The sequence below is a fragment of the Stenotrophomonas sp. FR012 genome, from assembly GCF_047520565.2.
Lineage (GTDB): Bacteria > Pseudomonadota > Gammaproteobacteria > Xanthomonadales > Xanthomonadaceae > Stenotrophomonas > Stenotrophomonas sepilia.
Map to the genome: position 1 here is coordinate 184,400 of NZ_JAXBQL020000007.1, position 18,834 is coordinate 203,233.

The 18,834-nt window shown below is 67.7% G+C and carries 16 protein-coding genes; 9 read left to right on the top strand and 7 right to left on the bottom strand.

The genetic code is table 11. The annotated features are described in order from the left end of the window. Positions 1 to 86: 86 nt before the first annotated feature. Positions 87 to 2,843: a TonB-dependent receptor gene (locus tag ACM0O9_RS13695; protein WP_171955870.1), complete on the top strand. Its 2,757-nt coding sequence runs from the start codon at positions 87 to 89 to the stop codon at positions 2,841 to 2,843. A gap of 278 nt (positions 2,844 to 3,121) precedes the next feature. Here the strand turns inward: ACM0O9_RS13695 and ACM0O9_RS13700 are convergent, their stop codons facing one another. Continuing rightward, positions 3,122 to 4,735 carry an alpha-glucosidase family protein gene (locus tag ACM0O9_RS13700; protein ID WP_065196576.1) on the bottom strand — a complete coding sequence of 538 codons (1,614 nt, stop codon included), beginning with the start codon at positions 4,733 to 4,735 and terminating at the stop codon, positions 3,122 to 3,124. Between the two features lie 214 nt (positions 4,736 to 4,949). Here ACM0O9_RS13700 and ACM0O9_RS13705 point away from each other — a divergent pair, with 214 nt between their 5' ends. Continuing rightward, positions 4,950 to 5,948: a polyprenyl synthetase family protein gene (locus tag ACM0O9_RS13705; protein ID WP_061479203.1), complete on the top strand. Its 999-nt coding sequence runs from the start codon at positions 4,950 to 4,952 to the stop codon at positions 5,946 to 5,948. 137 nt (positions 5,949 to 6,085) lie between these two features. Here ACM0O9_RS13705 and ACM0O9_RS13710 read toward each other — a convergent pair whose 3' ends face one another. Next, a complete protein-coding gene (locus tag ACM0O9_RS13710; RefSeq protein WP_414604027.1) occupies positions 6,086 to 6,877 on the bottom strand; it encodes a dienelactone hydrolase family protein in 792 nt (263 codons plus the stop codon). A gap of 133 nt (positions 6,878 to 7,010) precedes the next feature. Here ACM0O9_RS13710 and ACM0O9_RS13715 point away from each other — a divergent pair, with 133 nt between their 5' ends. After that, positions 7,011 to 7,604 carry an SMI1/KNR4 family protein gene (locus ACM0O9_RS13715; protein WP_235649497.1) on the top strand — a complete coding sequence of 198 codons (594 nt, stop codon included), beginning with the start codon at positions 7,011 to 7,013 and terminating at the stop codon, positions 7,602 to 7,604. A gap of 87 nt (positions 7,605 to 7,691) precedes the next feature. Here ACM0O9_RS13715 and ACM0O9_RS13720 read toward each other — a convergent pair whose 3' ends face one another. The 4 genes from ACM0O9_RS13720 to ACM0O9_RS13735 all read right to left on the bottom strand — a co-directional run bounded on the left by ACM0O9_RS13720 (position 7,692) and on the right by ACM0O9_RS13735 (position 13,740). Next, entirely contained in the window at positions 7,692 to 8,228 is a 537-nt protein-coding gene (locus ACM0O9_RS13720; RefSeq protein ID WP_235649496.1) for a hypothetical protein, read from the bottom strand. Between the two features lie 98 nt (positions 8,229 to 8,326). Further along, positions 8,327 to 9,736 carry a UDP-N-acetylmuramoyl-L-alanine--D-glutamate ligase gene (gene murD / locus ACM0O9_RS13725; RefSeq protein WP_235649495.1) on the bottom strand — a complete coding sequence of 470 codons (1,410 nt, stop codon included), beginning with the start codon at positions 9,734 to 9,736 and terminating at the stop codon, positions 8,327 to 8,329. Continuing rightward, a complete protein-coding gene (gene murL / locus ACM0O9_RS13730) occupies positions 9,717 to 11,069 on the bottom strand; it encodes a UDP-N-acetyl-alpha-D-muramoyl-L-alanyl-L-glutamate epimerase (RefSeq protein WP_235649494.1) in 1,353 nt (450 codons plus the stop codon). The genes murD and murL overlap by 20 nt, the downstream gene beginning before the upstream one ends. Positions 11,070 to 11,145: 76 nt before the next feature. Next, positions 11,146 to 13,740 carry a bifunctional aspartate kinase/diaminopimelate decarboxylase gene (locus ACM0O9_RS13735; protein ID WP_139726797.1) on the bottom strand — a complete coding sequence of 865 codons (2,595 nt, stop codon included), beginning with the start codon at positions 13,738 to 13,740 and terminating at the stop codon, positions 11,146 to 11,148. 75 nt (positions 13,741 to 13,815) lie between these two features. On the opposite strand from ACM0O9_RS13735, the gene ACM0O9_RS13740 reads away from it, so the two are divergent. Together ACM0O9_RS13740 and ACM0O9_RS13745 are read left to right on the top strand one after the other, a co-directional pair. Further along, on the top strand, positions 13,816 to 14,691 hold the full coding sequence (locus tag ACM0O9_RS13740) for a PhzF family phenazine biosynthesis protein (RefSeq protein WP_139726796.1): 876 nt from the start codon (positions 13,816 to 13,818) through the stop codon (positions 14,689 to 14,691). Between the two features lie 71 nt (positions 14,692 to 14,762). Continuing rightward, on the top strand, positions 14,763 to 15,641 hold the full coding sequence (locus ACM0O9_RS13745) for a PhzF family phenazine biosynthesis protein (protein WP_164093564.1): 879 nt from the start codon (positions 14,763 to 14,765) through the stop codon (positions 15,639 to 15,641). A gap of 99 nt (positions 15,642 to 15,740) precedes the next feature. On the opposite strand, the gene ACM0O9_RS13750 is transcribed toward ACM0O9_RS13745, so the two are convergent. Continuing rightward, the gene (locus ACM0O9_RS13750) at positions 15,741 to 16,172 is read right to left on the bottom strand and encodes an OsmC family protein (protein ID WP_005415607.1); all 432 of its coding nucleotides are present in this window, start codon (positions 16,170 to 16,172) and stop codon (positions 15,741 to 15,743) included. Positions 16,173 to 16,544: 372 nt separating this feature from the next. On the opposite strand from ACM0O9_RS13750, the gene ACM0O9_RS13755 reads away from it, so the two are divergent. The 4 genes from ACM0O9_RS13755 to ACM0O9_RS13770 all read left to right on the top strand — a co-directional run bounded on the left by ACM0O9_RS13755 (position 16,545) and on the right by ACM0O9_RS13770 (position 18,819). Continuing rightward, positions 16,545 to 16,943 (top strand): HU family DNA-binding protein, encoded by a 399-nt coding sequence (locus ACM0O9_RS13755; RefSeq protein ID WP_005415606.1) that lies wholly within the window; start codon positions 16,545 to 16,547, stop codon positions 16,941 to 16,943. A gap of 293 nt (positions 16,944 to 17,236) precedes the next feature. Then, a complete protein-coding gene (locus ACM0O9_RS13760) occupies positions 17,237 to 17,545 on the top strand; it encodes a DUF3861 family protein (RefSeq protein ID WP_065177921.1) in 309 nt (102 codons plus the stop codon). Between the two features lie 56 nt (positions 17,546 to 17,601). Continuing rightward, entirely contained in the window at positions 17,602 to 18,141 is a 540-nt protein-coding gene (locus tag ACM0O9_RS13765) for a hypothetical protein (protein ID WP_139726794.1), read from the top strand. 81 nt (positions 18,142 to 18,222) lie between these two features. Continuing rightward, positions 18,223 to 18,819 carry a YceB family lipoprotein gene (locus ACM0O9_RS13770; protein WP_005415603.1) on the top strand — a complete coding sequence of 199 codons (597 nt, stop codon included), beginning with the start codon at positions 18,223 to 18,225 and terminating at the stop codon, positions 18,817 to 18,819. Positions 18,820 to 18,834 lie beyond the last annotated feature (15 nt).

Genomic DNA, 18,834 nt, shown 5'->3' on the forward strand with positions numbered 1-18,834 from the left:
GCGACGACAGCGGCCACCGCGTCGCACGTTCACGGCCCCGCCGGAACGCTCACAAATCGATCTGCAACATTGCCTGGGAGGGGAAAATGTTGAACCACAAGCGCAGCGCGCTCAGCATCGCGCTGGCCGTTGTCCTGGCGCCGACGCTGGCGTCGGCACAGTCCACGCAGAGCACCACCACGCCGGCCGGCACCGCCGCCACCAACCTCGATACGGTGCAGGTCACCGGCATCCGCCGCGGCATCGAGAGCGCGATCGCGGTCAAGCAGGACGCCACCTCGGTGGTCGAAGCGATCTCCGCCGAAGACATCGGCAAGCTGCCCGACGTCAGCATCGCCGAGTCCATTTCGCGCCTGCCCGGCCTGGCCGCCCAGCGCGTTGCCGGCCGTGCGCAGGTGATCAGCGTGCGCGGCCTGTCGCCGGACTTCGCCACCACCCTGCTCAATGGCCGCGAAGTGGTCAGCACTGGCGACAACCGTGGCGTCGAGTTCGACCAGTATCCGTCCGAACTGGTCAACGGCGTGACCGTGTACAAGACCCCGGACGCGGCGCTGGTCGGACAGGGCCTGTCGGGCACCATCGACATGCAGACCGCTCGCCCGCTCAGCTTCGGCGAGCGCGTGATCGCGGTCAGTGGCCGCTACCAGAAGAGCTCGCTGGGCCGCGCCGCCAACACCGATCCGTACGGCAACCGCTTCAGCGCCAGCTACATCGACCAGTTCCTGGACAAGACCCTGGGCATCGCCATCGGCTATGCGCACAGCGACATGCCGATCCAGGAGAACCAGGTCGGCCTGTACGAACCGTGGACCACCGAGCACACCGACAAGGGCGACCGTCCGGGCGTGGGTGCCGGCACCTACTTCTCCGATGGCATCAAGGCGCTGCGCCGCACCGGCAACAACAAGCGCGACGGCGTGATGGCCACGATCCAGTTCCGGCCGAACAACAGCTGGACCAGCACCTTCGATGCATTCCACACCGAAGCCGAGCAGATCGACACCGCCAACCAGTTCGAGCTGAACCTCAGCAACTACAACGGCAACTACACCCCGGGCCTGCTGGTCAGCAACCCGCAGGTCAACGCCAATGGCTCGTTCACCGGTGGCACTGCCAGTGGCGTGTATCCGCTGGTTCGCGGCATGTACAACAAGCGCAAGGACAAGATCGATGCGTTCGGCTGGAACAACGAGTTCAACTTCAGTGGCGTCAAGCTGGTCGCCGACCTGAACTACTCCAAGGCCACGCGCGACGAGCTGAACCTGGAAAACAACCTGCAGCTGACCCCGATGCCGCAACTGGATACGGTCGGCGTGACGATCCGCCAGGACGGGTTCTCGCAGATCAGCCCACAGCTGAACTATTCCAACCCCGACGCCCTGTTCCTGACCAACACCATCTACGGTTCCGGCTACGGCAAGGTGCCGAAGGTGGAAGACCGCCTGAAGGGTGGCAAGCTGGCCGCCACCATTGCCCTGCCCGATGCCCTCGCGTCGTGGGCGCCGGACATCGACATCGGCGTGAACTACGCCGACCGCCGCAAGGTGAAGACCCAGTCCGAAGGCAACATCCTGCTGGGTGCGCAGGGCGACGCCAACATCGCCTCGGACCTGCAGTACCGCCCGGTCAACCTGGGCTTCGCCGGCCTCGGCACCATCCCGGCCTGGAACGTGCCCGCTGCGGTGGGCCGCTACATGACCTTCAACCCGGTCGACAACCTGGACTACCTGATTCCCAAGTCGTGGACGGTACAGGAGAAGATCACCACCGCCTGGGCGCGCCTGAACATCAACGCCGACATCGGTGAAGTCGGCGTACGCGGCAACATCGGCGTGCAGATGCAGCACACCGACCAGAGTTCGGATTCGCGCTACTGGGACAGCTCGCAGTCGGCCGGCAACAACGTGCAGCCGTACTCGAACGGCCGCACCTACAACGATTGGCTGCCGAGCCTGAACCTGGCCTTCCTGTTCCCGCACCAGCAGACGCTGCGCTTCGCCGCTGCAAAGCAGGTCGCACGCCCGCGTGTGGACCAGATGCGCGCCGGCCTGGAGTTCGGCGTGGACACCGGCACCGGCCGCCCCGGCGGCAGCGGCGGCAATCCGCTGCTGGACCCGTGGCGTGCCACCGCGCTGGACCTGTCCTACGAGAAGTACTTCGGCGAGAAGGCCTACGTGGCTGCCGCGATCTTCTACAAGGACCTGAAGAGCTACGTCTACACCCAGTCGGTCGACAACTACGACTTCACCGCGCTGCTGGGCAGCTACGTGCCGCCGCCGGGCATGACGGCACCGGTGCTGACCACCGGCACCTTCTCCGCCCCGCAGAACGGCAAGGGCGGCACGCTGAAGGGCCTGGAACTGACCGCATCGTTCCCGCTGGAGATGCTGACCGACAGCCTGCGTGGCTTCGGCGTGCAGGCCAGCGCGACCTTCAACAAGAGCGACATCACCATCCTGGACCCGGAGAGCGCCTCCAGCGTGGGCAGTGATCCGATCAGCCTGCCGGGCCTGTCCAAGCGCGTGTACAACTTCACCGCCTACTACGAGCGCAGCGGCTTCGAAGCACGCGTCAGCCAGCGCCGGCGTTCGGACTTCATCGGCGAGATCGGCAACTTCAACGGCAACCGCAGCCTGCGCTACGTTGTCGGCGAGAACGTGACCGATGCGCAGGTCAGCTACACCTTCAGCGACAGCAGTGCCCTGCGTGGCCTGACCCTGCTTCTGCAGGGCAGCAACCTGACCAACGAGCCGTACCGCACCTACGCCGGCAGCAAGGACCGCCCGCTGGAGTACATCGAGTGGGGCCGCACCTACATGCTGGGCGTGAACTACAAGTTCTGATCACGGCCGGGTCGTGCCGGCCGCTGGCTGGCACCCCGAACCCGGTAGCGTCGGCCGCTGGCCGGCAACACAAAGGGAGCAGGACCGGAAACCCGCTGCGCAGGCAGCGGGTTTTCTTCTGCGCGAATGCCGGCAGCGGATCGGCAAGGCCCATGCAGCGACGCTCCAACCCGTAGATCCACGCCATGCGTGGATGCCGTTCTCTGGAACTCCACCCACAAAAAAGGGACGGGGCGCTTCGGCCCCGTCCCCGCAAGTACCGCCACCGGAGAAAACGGTCAGCTGCGTCGGGCGCAATACACCGCGCGCGGCGGCAGCTGGAGTTCGTTGCCCTGCACCGTGCCCGCATCCGGGCCCGGTACCGCCACCTGCTGCCAGTTGCCCGGCGGCAGCGGATGGGTCACTGCCTCGGCCGACAGGTTGAAGGCCAGCAGGAGGGTTTCATCTGCAAGCATACGCTCGAACAGCAGCACTGGCTCGGCGCTTTCAAGGAATCTGATGCTGCCATGCAGAAGCGCCGGCTGGGTATGCCGCCAGGCCAGGAACGCCCGGAACGCCGCCAGCACCGAGTGCGGGTCGCGTTCCTGCACAGCCACCGCCGCCGCCCGGTGCTCGGCCGGAATCGGCAGCCAGGGCTGGCCGCTGGTGAAACCTGCTAACGGCGCATCGGTCCACGGCAGCGGGGTGCGGCAGCCATCACGGCCCTTGAAGTTCGGCCAGAAGGTGATGCCGTAGGGGTCCTGCAGGGCCTCGAATGGCACCTCGGCCTCGGCCAGGCCGAGCTCCTCGCCCTGGTACAGGCAGACCGAACCGCGCAGCGAGCACAGCATCGCCACCAGCATCCGCGCCAGGCGCGGGTCAGCCGGGTGGCCGCCCCAGCGGCTGACCGCCCGCTCCACGTCGTGATTGGAAACCGCCCAGCACGGCCAGCCTTCGGTCATCGCCGCTTCCAGCCGCGAGACCGTGTCGCGGATGTAGGCCGCGCTGTAGTCATCCACCAGCAGCTCGAAGCTGTAGCCCATGTGCAGGCGGCCTTCGCGGGTGTACTCGGCGGTGGTCGCCAGCGAGTCCTCCGAGGAGATCTCGCCCAGGCTGACCGCGCCCGGATACTGATCCAGCAGCGCGCGCAGGCGCTCCAGGAACGGCAGGTTCTCCGGCTGGGTGTTGTTGTAGTAGTGGTACTGGTAGGCGTACGGGTTGTCCGGGCTGAAGCCGCGCCCCACCCGCTTCTCCGCCGGCTTGGGCGGGTTGTCACGCAGCTGCGCGTCGTGGAAGCAGAAGTTGATCGCATCCAGGCGGAAGCCATCCACGCCGCGATCGAGCCAGAAACGTACATTGTCCAGGGTGGCCTGCTGCACGTCCGGGTGGTGGAAGTTCAGGTCCGGCTGGTCGACCAGGAAGTTGTGCAGGTAGTACTGCTCGCGGCGCGGCTCCCATTGCCAGGCACAGCCGCCGAACAGTGACAGCCAGTTGTTGGGCGGGGTGCCGTCCTCGCGCGGGTCGGCCCAGACGTACCAGTCCGCCTTCGGATTGCTGCGGTCCTGGCGGCTCTCGCGGAACCAGGCATGCTCGATCGAGGTATGGCTCAGCACCTGGTCGATCATCACCTTCAGGCCCAGGCCGTGGGCCTTGGCCAGCAGGCGGTCGAAGTCGTCCAGGCTGCCGAACAGCGGGTCGACGTCGCGGTAGTCGGCGATGTCGTAGCCGAAGTCGGCCATGGGGGACTTGAAGAACGGCGAGATCCAGATCGCATCCACGCCCAGCGCGGCAATGTGGTCCAGGCGCTCGATGATGCCCGGCAGGTCGCCCACCCCATCGCCGTTGGCATCGAGGAAACTGCGCGGGTAGATCTGGTAGATGACGGCTCCGCGCCACCATGGATAGTGCGACATCGACAGCCCCCCTCCGGGCATGCGGGACCCGCCGGCAGCGGGCCGAAATCCTGATCCGGCAAGCTTAGCGGTGGCCTCGCGGGCATGGCGCAACCTGCATACGTATTCACGCGAAGGGCCGCGCAGGCCGGGCTGGAATTGCCGCTCGGGCCGGTTTGCGCCCGAATTCACGGCCAGCGCCTATAATCGATGGTGAGCCTGAAAGCCTGATCGCATGACCATCACCGAAGACACCCGTCCCGCCCTGGGCCTGCCCCAGATCCAGTCGCTTGCCGCGGCCGACATGGCCGCCGTCGACGCCCTGATCCGGCGCCGGCTGTCCTCGGACGTCGTGCTGATCAACCAGATCGCCGACCACATCATTTCCGCCGGCGGCAAGCGCCTGCGCCCGATGCTGGTGATGCTGGCCGGCCACGCGGTCGGCCAGGCCGGCCCGGAGCACCACCAGCTGGCGGCGATCATCGAGTTCATCCACACCTCTACCCTGCTGCACGACGACGTGGTGGACGAGTCCAGCCTGCGGCGTGGCCGCAGCACCGCCAACGCGCTGTGGGGCAACGCGCCCAGCGTGCTGGTGGGCGACTTCCTGTACTCGCGCAGTTTCCAGCTGATGGTCGAGCTGGAGCGCATGCCGGTGATGCAGATCCTGGCCGATGCCACCAACCGCATCGCCGAGGGTGAAGTGCTGCAGCTGCTGCACGTGCACAACCCGGATACCGACGAAGCCGCCTACCTGCGCGTGATCGAGCGCAAGACCGCAGTGCTGTTCGCCGCCGGCACCCGCCTGGGCGCGCTGGCCAGCGGCGTGGATGAAGCCACCCAGCAGGCCCTGTTCGACTACGGCATGCACCTGGGCTACGCATTCCAGATCGCCGACGACGTGCTGGACTACTCGGCCAACGCCGAGGAGCTGGGCAAGAACCTGGGCGACGACCTCGCCGAGGGCAAGGCCACGCTGCCGCTGATCCACGCGATGGCCCACTCCGATGACGCCACCCGCGAGCGCCTGCGCACCATCGTGCAGGACGGCGACGCCTCGGCAATGCCGGAAGTGCTGGCCGCGATCCGCGCCACCGGCGGCCTGGAGTACAGCCGCCGCCGTGCCGAGGAATATGCCGAAGCCGCCGAGCGTGCGCTCGATGGCCTGGGCGACAATGATGCCGTGGCGGCCCTGCGCGGCCTGGCCCGCTACGCGGTGCAGCGCTCGCATTGATGGGTTGAGGTGTGCCGACCAACGGTCGGCACCCACCCACCGGCATTCCGGTGGGTGCCGGCCGCTGGCCGGCAACCTCATGATGCTGCGGGTGTCACGGGAATGCCGGCCAGCGGCCGGCACTACCACTGCACGGCTCAACGCTTCTCGAACCGTTCCTCGAAGAACTCATCCAGCGCCTTCAACGCGCGCTTGGCCGCCCGTTCGTTGTACTGGCAGCCCGGCGGGCTGTTGGCATCGCGCTCGGCGAAACAGTGCACCGCGCCGCTGTAGTTGGTGAACTCCCAGTCGACCTTGGCCGCGTCCATTTCCTTCTGGAAACCGGCGATGTCCTCGGCGGTCACGCTCTTGTCGTCGGCGCCATTGAGCACCAGCACCGAAGGATGGCTGCCACCGGCCTGCGCCGGCAGTGGCGAGCCCAACCCACCGTGCAGGCTGACCACAGCGGCCAGCGGCGCACCGGCGCGGGCCAGCTCCAGCACCGTGGTGCCACCGAAACAGAAACCGACCGCACCGATCCGGCTGGCATCCAGCGGCACCTTGCCGGCCTGCGCCTTGAGCACGTTCACCGCTTCCAGTGCACGCGCACGAAGCAGCGGCCGGTCATTGCGCAGCTTGCTGGCCACCGGCCCCGCCTCCGCATCACTCTTCGGCCGCACGTCCTTGCCATAGACATCGGCCACCAGCACCACGTAGTCATCACCGGCCAGCTGCTTGGCCTTCTCGATGGCCGACTCGTTCACACCCTTCCAGTTCGGCACCATCACCAGGCCGGGGCTCTTGTCGTGCCCACCATCGTCATAGACCAGCACGCCACTGAAGGTCGTGCCCTGGTGCTTCCACTCCACCGGCTGCGTCTTCATCGCCGCCCAGGCCGGCATCGCCGCCAGCCCCAGCATCATCGCCACACCGCATCGCCAACGATTCATGCGCCTGCTCCGCAAGAAAAAGGGGACGGAGGGGATTAAGCCGTATTCGCCCCTCCCGCGTCGCATTCTGCATTGGCGGCGTGACGCAGGTGTGGTTGGATACGACTTAATCCCCTCTGTCCCCTTTTTTCGCATGAATCCTGTTGATCGCTTTCTGTCTGGCCTGATCCCGCGTTTGCCTGCCGAGGATGCCCCGCAGTGGGCACATGTCCAGGGCGCCAGCGCCGAGGACCTGCAGCGCCTGCGTGTGCAGTGGCCGCAGGTGCCGGACAGCCTTGTGGAACTCCTATCGCGCGTGGATGGCACCCACTACCGGGAGTACCCCGGCGGCAAGGTCTGCGTACTGATGCTGGGCTCGGACGTGGAGGACGGTGGCTACCCGTACTACCTGCGCTCGGTCGCGCAGATCTTCGAGGACCAGCAGCAGTGGGACGACAGCATCCGTTCCATCTACGAAGAGTGGCTGGATGAGGAGCCGGAGATCCTGGGTGAAGGCATCGACGGTGATCTGCCGATGAGCAGGCGCCTGTGCTTCTCGCACTGCATGAACAACGGCGGCACCTCGATGCTGTACCTGGATTTCGATCCGGCACCGGGTGGTACGGTCGGCCAGGTGGTGCGCTACCTGCACGATCCGGACAGCTACGCAGTCATTGCGCCGAGCTTCGATGCGTACCTGCAGCAGCTCATTGACGGCGGTTACGCGTTCATCGACGAAGACGAATGAAGGCCGCCGAGCGTGGGCTCGGCGCTACAGTAGAGCCACGCCATGCGTGGATGAATTTCCCCGCAGGTTGCCGGCCAGCGGCCGGCACTACCCACGCTCGATCCAGTGCAACGTGCCCGGCTCGAATGCCAGCAGATCCGACGCCGCCAGATGCGCGCGCGACCAGCGCCGTTCCGGCGGCTTCGGCTGCCGGGCACCCACCGAACCGTCGTAGTCGCGCACCAGCAGGCCGATGCGCGCGGCCCCAGCCTGCAACAGCGCGTCGATACGCTGCAACCACTGGCCGGAATCATCCAGGGCTTCATCGCGGCGTGCCTGCTGATCCTGTTCATGCCGCGCCAACTGCGCCGCCAACGCGCGCGCGATCTTCGCTTCGCTCCAGCCCTTCCTGCGCCAGCGTTCGGCATCATCGCCGTTCCACTCACGAACCGCCTGCGCCGAGGCCAGCGACGTGCCGCAATCGCAGTGCGCGGCACTCAGCCACGGCTGCCAATCCGGGCCCACCGCTGACTGCAGGCTGGGCGAATCCTGCGCAAACAGGCGCCGGCCACTGCGCTGCATGATCGCGGCGGCTTCAACGTGCGATAAGGATGCGGGCAGGAACAGGGTAATGAAGGTGCACATGCGGGCATCCGGGTCCGTCCGGGGATGCCTGCATGATAAATGCACGATGGGGTCAGAACCCTTTCCTGCGGAAAGGGATCCGACCCCGATCCCGCCGGTCAGGCGATGCCCAACCCCGGAATCGCGCTGATGCTGTCCGGATCGAACCCAGCCAGTTCGGCGAAATGGCGTCCGCGCGCCACGTAATCGCGGTAGGCCCCGAAGCTCGGCGCACCCGGCGACAGCAGCACCACCCCGCCCTGTGCGCCCAGCGCCGTGCGCGCCAACGCCATCGCCTCGGCGAGATCGCCCGCAGCGTGCAGGCCAAAGCGGCCGGCATCGGCCAGCGGCTGCAGCATCGCGTGGATGCGCGGGCCGTTGCTGCCCATGGTCACGATCTCCACCGGCGGCACATCGTGCGCCATGTGCTGCATGAAGTCGGTCCAATCCAGGCCACGGTCGTGCCCGCCCACCAGCAGCGCGATGCGCTGCCCAGCAAAGCACTCCAGCGCGGCCAGGCTGGCATGCGGCGTGGTGCTGATCGAATCATTGACGTAGGTCAGGCCATCGGCCACGCCGATGCGCTGCAGGCGGTTCGGCAGCGGGCGGAAATCCTGCACCGCCGGTGCCAGCGCCACCGCGTCCAGGCCCAGTGCCTCCAGCGCGGCCAGCACCGCGCACAGGTTGCCGCGATTGTGACGGCCCGGCAGCGGCGTGTTACGGGTATCGAACACGGCCTGCTCACCGCGATGCACGATGTCGCCCCGCATGTGCCAGCCCTGCGGCTGGTTGAACCAGACCACCTCACTCTCGGGCAGCGACAGTGCCGCCAGGTGCGGATCTGCGGCATTGAGCACGGCGATGCGCGGCGCAGCTTCAGTCACCAGCCGCAGCTTGTCCTCGATGTAACGCTGTTCGCTGCCGTGCCAGTCCAGGTGTTCCGGGAACAGGTTCAGCACCACGGCCACCTGCGGGCGGGCGCCACTGCGCGCCACCTCACCGGTCTGGTAGCTGGACAGTTCCACCGCCCAGTACTCGGGCGCGGGCTGCGGATCCAGCACTTCAAGCAGCGGCAGGCCGATGTTGCCGACCAGTCCGGTGCGATGCCCGGCGGCCCGCAGCAGGTGCGCGACCAGCGCTGTGGTGGTGCTCTTGCCCTTGGTGCCGGTCACGCACACGGTGTCGTGCACGATGCCATCGTCAGCCGCGTGCTCCGCAAACCACAGCGCGGTGCCGCCGATGAAGGTGGTGCCCTGCTCTGCCGCCGCCAGCGCGATCGGCTGGTAAGGGCTGATGCCGGGCGACTTGATCACCACATCGAACGCGGCCAGCGCTTCGGCCGAGGGTTCGCCAAGTACCTGCAGCGCGCCCTGCGTTTCCGCACGCGCGGCTTCGGCTTCAGCGGCCGGGCAGAACAGGCTCAGGCCAAGCGTTGGCAGGCGCTCACGCAGCACCGCAAACGCGGCGCGGCCCTCGCGGCCCCAGCCCCACAGCGCGACGCGCTTTCCTTCAAGCTTCGAAATCTTCACGCACCCGGTCCCACAGCGCAGCCGGAACGCGGTGCTCGCCCTGCAGTTGCAGCAGCGGTACCAGCTCCAGTTCGGCGGCATCCAGCTGCGGCTGGATCTCGTTGCAGAAGCGCTTCACCAGCACGTCTTCCTTCCACTCCGGGCGCTGCGCCAGCGTCGCCATCGCCGCACGCGATTCGCGGCCTTCACCCACGCACTCGAACGGCTTGTGGTCCTGGAATTCCAGCAGCGCATCGAAGCCACCGGCCTGCTCGGCATCGTCCAGCAGGTTGCGGCCGAAGATGCGCACCAGGCGCGTCTTGGGCATGAACGGGGCCAGCGCCAGGAACACGAAATGGCACTTCGGGCAGACGCCACACCAGCGGTTCACCGGGCGCTCGCCGAGGATGTGGAAATTGCGGTTGCAGCTGGAGAAGTGCGCGTCGTAGAAATCAGTCTTGGCGAACTGGCGGGCCACCGCCAGCTCGGACATCGGTCGCAGCAGCGAGTAGTACTGCAGATCCGCCGCCACGTACTTCCGCACATGGCTGCCGAACGCCTGCTCGCAGGCCCAGCCCTTGGACCACTGGTGGTTCACTTCGCCGGTGCCCGGAATCTGGCTGCCGTAGCTGGCCGAACGCTCGTTGGAGAACACGACCTGGTCCACGCCGTGCAGCAGGGCGGCCAGCACCATGATTGCCGAGTTCACCACCGTCACCGGGATATGGCCGTTCCAGGCGCCCTGGCGGTTCAACTCGAACAGTTCCGGTGCCAGCGTGCGGCCCAGGTTCAATGTCGGCAGGCCGGTGCGCTCGGCGCACGCACGGATCAGCTGCGAGCCACCGATCCAGGTCACGGTCTCGTCCACGCCGGCACGGCGCAGCGCTTCGATGCTGACCAGCGAATCCTTGCCGCCGCCGATGGCCACCAGTGCGTGCGGCTGCAGGCCCAGCGCCGGCGCCTGCACGGCCTCGCCCTGCACCGGCAACCGGAAGCGGCCGCGCAGGTTCAGGCCGTTGCGGTAGGCAAATTCGCCCAAGCCATTGAGGTAAATGGTCTCCACCAGTGCGGCCGTATCGGCATCGATGCTGTAACTTTCGATGCTGACCGTATCCGGTACGCCGGCCTTGTAGTAGCTGACGCCGGCAATCAGGTGCAGCAGCTGCAGCGCACGCTGCACGGCAGCGGCGCGCGCCTCGTCCAGCACGAACGGGGCACCCGGCACGGTGATGGTCTCCACCATCTCCGGGCCGTCGTCGAAGGCGTAGACCAGCCGGGCCACGCCGGTATCCGCTGCGAAGTCGCAGCGGACGAAGCGGAAGCGGGAAACCTGGTGTTTGTCGAAAGCAGTCATGGTGTATCCGGTCAGGCACGGGCCCGCGCGAGGGCGCGGGGCGTGTCGGTGGGCGGGTGCAGGGCGCGGGCGGTGGTCATTCGATCACGTCTTCGCGCGGCAGCATCCGCTGGTTGTAGGTGTTGGCCATCACATAGCCGTAGGCACCGGCATCTGCGATCAGCATCACGTCGTCCGGCGCGGTCGACACCGGCAGCTTGCGGCGCTTGCCGAACACATCGCTGGATTCGCAGATCGGCCCGACCACATCGAACGCCGCTTCGGCATAACCGCCTTGGCGGCTGAGGTTCTCGATGTCATGCCAGGCGTCGTACAGCGCCGGGCGCATCAGAGCGTTCATGCCGGCGTCCAGGCCGACACGGCGCACGCCGTCCTTTTCCACCACCTGGGTGGCATGGGTCAGCAGCACGCCCGATTCGGCCACCAGGTAGCGGCCCGGCTCGATCGCCAGGCGGAATGCCGGGTGCAGTGCCTTGACCTCGGCCAGGCCCTCGGCCCAGGCGTCCAGGTCGAAGGGTTCGTCTTCGTCGCTGTACGGAATCGGCAGGCCGCCACCGATATCGATGGTCTGTACGCTGCCGATGCGGCGAGCGAAACCGGCCAGCTCATCGCACATCAGGCGCCAGTGCTGCGCGGTTTCCACGCCGCTGCCCAGGTGCGCATGCAGGCCCACCACGCGGCTGCCCAGTTCGGTGGCCGCGCGCACGAACTCGTCGACGCGGGCGATCGGCAGGCCGAACTTGGACTCCTTGCCACCGGTACGGACCTTGGCGTGGTGGCCCTCGCCCCGGCCCAGATCGACGCGCAGCCACAGCTCGCGGTTACGGAACAGGTCCGGCCAGCGCTGCAGCGCTTCCACGTTGTCGACGGTCACGGTTACGCCCAGCGCAAACGCCGCCTCGTACTCGCTGCGCGGGCAGAAGCTGGGGGTGAACAGCACGCGCTTGGGCGACAGTTCCGGCAGGTGCTGGAACACATGCTTCAGCTCGCCATGCGACACGCACTCAAGGCCGAAGCCTTCGGCTTCCAGCAGCTGCAGGATGGCCGGGTGGCTGTTGGCCTTGATCGCGTAGTAACGCTGGTCGATCGGCTTGATTGCGGCCAGTGCACGGGCGCGGGCGCGCACCGTCGGCAGGTGGTAGACGTAGCGCGGCGTACCGGCATCGGCCAGCTGCAGCAGGTGCGCACGCTGGCCGCGCCACCACGGCGTGCCGCGCGGGCGCACGGTGCCGGCAATCTCGCGCCAGCGCGGGCCGAACACTTCGGTCTCCTCCACCGGCATCGCGCCGCTGTCGATCAGCTCTGCGTGCAGCATCGGCAGCAGGCCATCGGCATCGGCCTCGTCGATGACGAAGGTCAGGTTCAGGTCGTTGGACGACTGCGAGATCATGTGTACGCGCTCGCGGCCGAAGGTCGCCCACACGTCCGACAGCTTGTGCAGCAGCGACCGCATGCCGCGGCCCACTAGGGTGATCGCCGCGCACGGCACGATCACCTTCACCTTGCAGATCTGCGACAGGTCGGCCGACAGCGCGGCCAGCACATCGGTGTTGACCAGGTTCTCGGACGGGTCCAGCGACACGGTGACGTTGGTCTCGGCCGAACCGATCAGGTCCACCGACAGGCCGTGCTTCTTGAACAGGTTGAACACATCGGCCAGGAAGCCGACCTGCTGCCACATGCCGATGCCTTCCATCGACACCAGCACGATGCCATTGCGGCGGCTGATCGCCTTCACCCCCGGCACCGGTGCGGCGCTGCCATCGATGCTGGTGCCCGGCAGTTCCGGGCGCTCGGTATCGAGGATGGCCATCGGCACGCCGGCATCGCGGCACGGCTTGATCGAGCGCGGGTGCAGCACCTTGGCGCCGGTGGTGGCGATTTCCTGCGCTTCGTAATAGTCCAGGCGGGTCAGCAGGCGTGCGTCGGGCACGTCCTTCGGATTGGCGCTGAACATGCCCGGCACATCGGTCCAGATCTCCACCCGGCTGGCGCCGAGCAGCGCACCGAAGTACGCCGCCGAGGTATCCGAGCCACCACGGCCGAGGATGGCGGTACCGCCATCGGCATGCCGCGAAATGAAGCCCTGGGTGATCAGCAGGCGGGTCGGCTGCGCGCGGAAGCGCTGCATCCACTCCGCGTCGGCGCGCCACTGGCAGTTCACCGACAGCCGCTGCGACCAGTCGCTCTGGTTCGGCTGCGGCGGCATCGCGTCCAGCCACTGGCGGGCGTCCATCCAGCCCATGTCCAGGCCCGAGGCGCGCAGATAGGCCGCGCCCAGGGTGGAGGACAGCAGCTCGCCCTGGCCCAGCACTTCGGCCTGCCAATCCAGCGGACGGGTAGCCGCCCGCGCATCGTCGAGCAGGCCCTGCAGCGCCGCCAGCCGTTCGGCCAACACCTCGCGGCCCAGGCCGAGTTCGGCCAGGAAGCCCTCATGGCGCTCGACAAGCGCTGCCACGCGATCACCGCTGTCCGGCGCGCCGTCGGCAATCGCGGTCAGTTCGTTGGTGACCCCGGACAGCGCCGATACCACCACCAGCACGCGCGATCCGGTCTCTTCCGCGCGTTTTTTCGCCAGCTTCCCGATCGTGTCCCAGCGGTGACGACGCGACACCGAAGTGCCGCCGAACTTCAGTACGATCCAACGATCGACAAGGGGGGAAGCTGACATGGATTGGCTATGTAGAATGTGGGGAAGCCGCCCTCGGGGGCGGAACCTTTGATTCTAAGCGCAATATCCCCGTAGATGGCCGTCCTCCGTTACCTGCAGCTCGACGTCTTCGCCCCCCGCCCCGGAACCGGCAATCCACTGGGCGCCATCCTGGACGCCGACGCGCTCTCCAGCAGCCAGATGCAGGCCCTGGCCGCCTGGCTGAACCTGTCCGAGACGGTGTTCTTCCTGCGCCCCACCGCGCCCGGCGCCGACTACCACATCCGCATCTTCACCCCGACCCGTGAGCTGGCCTTCGCCGGCCACCCCAGCGTCGGCGCCGCCTGGGCGGCGGTGACCTGCGGCCTGGCCCAACCGCGCGACGGCGCCCTGCTGCAGCAATGCGCGGCAGGGGTGCTGCCAGTACGGGTGAGCGGCCCGGCCGAGGCACTGGAGATCCAGCTGGCCAGCCCGCCGGCACGGCAACTGGACACGGAGGCAGACGGAGCGCCCGCCGCGCTGTTGGCGCTCGCTGCCGACGGGCAGGTGCCCGAACTCTGGGACAACGGCGCACGCTGGTGGCTGCTGCCACTGCGCGATGCCGCCGCCGTTCGCGAGCTGGCACCGGACATGGCCGCGCTGGCCGACTGGAACCTCGCCACCGACGCTACAGGCCTGGCCGTCTTCGCCGATGAAGCCGGCACCGGCCACACCCGCGTGGTGCGTGCCTTCTGCCCCGCTGATGCGCCCGCCGTGCCCGAGGATCCCGTGACCGGCAGTGCCAATGCACTGATCGGCGCCTGGCTGCGGCAGCGCAATGCCCTGCCCGGCCGCGAGGGCCGCTACGTGGCCAGCCAGGGCCGCGAAGTCGGTCGCGATGGTCGCGTGCAGGTACAGGTCGATGCGCAGGGCACGGTGTGGATCGGCGGCCAGGTGCAGCCGGTCATCGACGGCCAGATCCGTTGGCTGTAGAGCCGAGCGTAGGCTCGGCGCTGCAGCGGCGCGTTAAGCTGCGCGCCACCCGATCATGGAGTTTCGCCCCGATGACCACCCGCCGTTTCCTGCAGCTGGATGTGTTCTCCCCGCGCGCCGGCGCTGGCAACCCGCTGGCCGTGGTACTCGATGCCGAAGGCCTGGACGACGCCAGCATGCAGGCCATCGCACGCTGGACGCGCCTGCCCGAGACCACCTTCGTGTTCCCGCCCCAGGCCGCCGGTGTCAGCTACCGGCTGCGCATGTTCAGCCCGCAGAAGGAAGTGCCGTTCGCCGGCCACCCCAGCGTCGGCACGGCGCATGCAGTACTGCAGGCAGGCCTGGCCACACCGATCGATGGCGTGCTGGTGCAGGACGGCATTGCCGGCGCCCTGCCGCTGCGCGTCAGCGGTGAGGGCGCGCAGCAGCGCATCGCCATCCGCACCCCGCGCGCGCAGTTGGCGGAGACCGCTGAAGCCACCGATCCGCGCCTGCGGGCAGCACTGAAGGACTGGCCACTGGGCTCGCTGCCGCCGGCGCGCATGCAGGGCGGACGCAGCTGGTGGGTGGTGCAGGTGGCCGATGAAGCAGCACTACGCGCGCTGCGCCCTGACTGGAACGCGGTGGCTGCGCTGGCCGAGTCCACCGACAGCATGGGCGTGTTCGCCTATGCCTTCAGCGATGGCAGTGAGGGATTCGATCTGGCCGTGCGCGCTTTCGTCGGCAATGGTCGGCGCTTCGAGGACGCCGCCTCGGGGGCCGCCAATGCAGTGCTGGCCGCGTGGCTGGACCTGCGCGACGCGCTGCCACGTGGCCGTGCGCCGTTCGAAGTCAGCCAAGGCCGCGAAGTCGGCCACGATGCGCGCCTGACCCTGCGGGTCGACGAGGACGGCGAGGTCTGGTCGGGCGGCCAGGTGCAGACGGTGATCACCGGCACCCTTGATTGGTAAAGGGATACTGTAGAGCCGAGCCCTCGCTCGGCTGCTCCTCGGCCAGATCACGGGACCTGCAGAAGCCGAGCATGGGCTCGGCTCTACAGATGCGCCGGCTCAGCCCAGTTCGGCTTCCAGGCTGATCGGCACCGCGCTCAGCGCCTTGGATACCGGGCAGTTCTGCTTGGCGTCATCGGCAATGGCACGGAACTGCGTCGCATCGATGCCGGGCACCACCGCCCTGACCTTCAGGCGGATCTGCGACAGCTGCGGACCGCCTTCCAGCGACAGGTCGACCTTGGCTTCGGTGTCCAGCGAGGTCGGGGTGAAGCCTGCTTCGCCGAGCTTGGCCGACAGCGCCATGGTGAAACAACCCGCGTGCGCGGCGGCGATCAGCTCTTCCGGATTGGTGCCCTTTTCGTCGCCGAAGCGGCTGTTGAAACCGTAGCGGGTCTTCTCCAGCAGCCCACTCTGCGGCGTGCTCAACTGGCCCTTGCCCGTCTTCAGATCGCCTTCCCAGTGCGCGGTGGCGTGTCGCGAGATTCCCATTGTGCTGCTCCTGCGTGGCGGTGATGAACGGCTACCCTCGCACGCCACGCGTTAGCCCTGCGTCGCTCCGCCGCACGCCGGACGTCGTCCCCGAGCCCGGCGAGTGGACACTTCCTCGCCAGCCCGGAACGCATTTTCCTCTTGTTTTCAGTGGTTTCGCGCACCCCACCGATCGGCGGGCGCCGGCGATCGAACACGCTGGCGTGCCCCCATCCCCCACCGCCGACCATGTACTGAATCGGCCTGGATATGAAAAAACATGCACTTTCCGCGCTTCGGGCTATTGGCGGCGCCCAAGAGTTGCCCTACATTGCGCTTGCCGACGGGGTTCGGCGCCGACCAAACAACCAACCGTTCACGGAACAGGAAACCATGGCAAAGACCGCTAAGAAGGCTGCCCCGAAGAAGGCAGCGAAGAAAGTCGCGACGAAGGCAGCCGCCAAGCCGGCCGCTCCGAAGCCGATCAAGGAAGTGCTGACCAAGTCCGGCCTGGTTGCACACATCGCTGAAGCCTCCGGCGTCATCGCCAAGGACGTCCGCGCTGTGCTGGCCTCGCTGGAAAGCGCCGTCGCCTCCTCGGTGCACAAGAAGGGCGCTGGCTCCTTCACCCTGCCGGGCCTGCTGAAGATCACCACCGTCAATGTGCCGGCCAAGCCGAAGCGCAAGGGCATCAACCCGTTCACCAAGGAAGAGCAGTGGTTCGCCGCCAAGCCGGCCACCACCAAGCTGAAGGTGCGTCCGCTGAAGAAGCTGAAGGACGCCGCGCTGTAAGCGCGCGCCCCAACGTGGATTCCGACGGGACGGCTCTGGTCGTCCCGTTTTTTTTGCGTGCCCGGCGGTAGATCCACGCCATGCGTGGATGCGTCGCGCTGCGGCAATCCGCAACACAGCGTTGCCGCCTCCCCGGCAATGCCCGTACAGGCCCGTCGCCACTGGCCGAGCGCGGCTTGGGCAGGTGCTGGAACGTACCGGGTGGAACACTGCGTGCAGCGCCGGCCGTCGCCTCAGGCCGTGGCCTTGCCTATGGTGGGCACATCCTCCACAGCTACGGCGAGCACACCCTCATGGCCAGCCCCTCCACCCGCTACCGGATCTCGGTGACCCCCATCGAAAAGGACGGGCTGCAGTGCACAGGGCGCTGCACCATCGAACTGGAGCATCGCGCCAGCCGCGACCTGATGCGCCTGCTGGAGGCGGCCCCGCGTACCGCCGGTATCAGCGGCGACGAGCGTGCGACCCTGGTGATCGCCACCCAGCTGCTGCGCGATATCGTGCAGCGCCATGCCGAGACCGGCGGCCACGCACTGGCGGCCATCGCCGACCAGGTCCTGCCAGCGCTGGACGCTCTGGATCAGCTGCCCTCCTCCCGCTGATCCCGGCGCAATCGCTACACTGCCGCCCTCCAGGTTGCCTCGCGGAGGAGGCAGACATGCGCAGGAACCTGTTGCTGATCGCACCCTTGGTGCTGCTGGGCTGTTCACGCCCGGCAGCACAGACGACCGGCGACATCGCGGCAGCGTCCGCTCCCGTCGCTGCCACCGCAGCCGCGGACACTCGCACCGGCCCCGATCCCGCAGCAGTGCAGGCAAGTGAAATGCCGGTGCTGTCTGCTGTCGCCGACGGTGCCGAGCCGCCATCGACGATGCTCAACCGCTACATAGCGGCGTTGCTCAACCGCGACCGCGCCGCCAGCGATGCCGCCTGGACGATCCCGCCCAGCGACCCGCGGCATGCGGACGACGCCGCGCTGCGGCAGCTGCAGGACCTGCGCACCCTGCGCCTGCACAGCGATCCCCCGCTCGCCCGCGACGATCGGCAGCCACCGCAGCTGCTTGAAGTGCCGGTGCAGATCCGCGCGGTCACCGCCAACGGTACGTTCCGCTTCGGTGGCTGGTACCGCGTGCAACCCAGCAGCGATGGCAGCGCCTGGCAGATCCAGTCGGCGCAACTGCGTCCGATGCTGGACTGAACCGTTACAGCCGCATGCACGCGCGATTCAGCCTGCACGGCTACTCTTTGATCCATCCATTCCCTGCCATCGGTCACCGCCATGCGCCTGCGTTCCCTGATGACCCGCCTCGCTGCCTCCACCGTACTGATCGCCGCTGCGATCGGCGCGCAGGCGGCTCCCTCCATTTCCGGCCGCGAACTGTCGGTGGGTGCCAGCGACGTGCAGCAGTACCTCGATGGCAGCTTCCCGCGCACCCAGGACGCCCTTGGCGGCCTGATCTCCCTGACCATGAGCCACCCTCAGCTGAGCCTTCCGGCCGGCGAGCGCCTGAACCTTGGCATGGACGTGGCACTGGCCACCGCCGGCGGCAACCCGGCCAAACTGGGTACGGTGAAGCTCAGCAGCGGCCTGCGCTACGACGCGCAGACCCAGGGCTTCCACCTGCAGCAGCCCAGCGTGGATGACTTCACCCCGGCCAACCAGGGCGGCCGCCTCGACTCACGCACCCGCGGCCTGCTCAATGCCTGGCTGAGCGACTACGCCCAGCGCGAACCGATCTACAAGCTGGACCCGGCCGTGGCCGGGGTGCTCGGCGCGCTGCAGGTGCAGGCGGCACAGGTCAAGAACGGCAAGCTGGTGGTCACCTTCAACCAGAACCTGGGCAACCTGGTGCCGGCAGGCCTGCTGGGCAAATAAGGTAGTGCCGGCCGG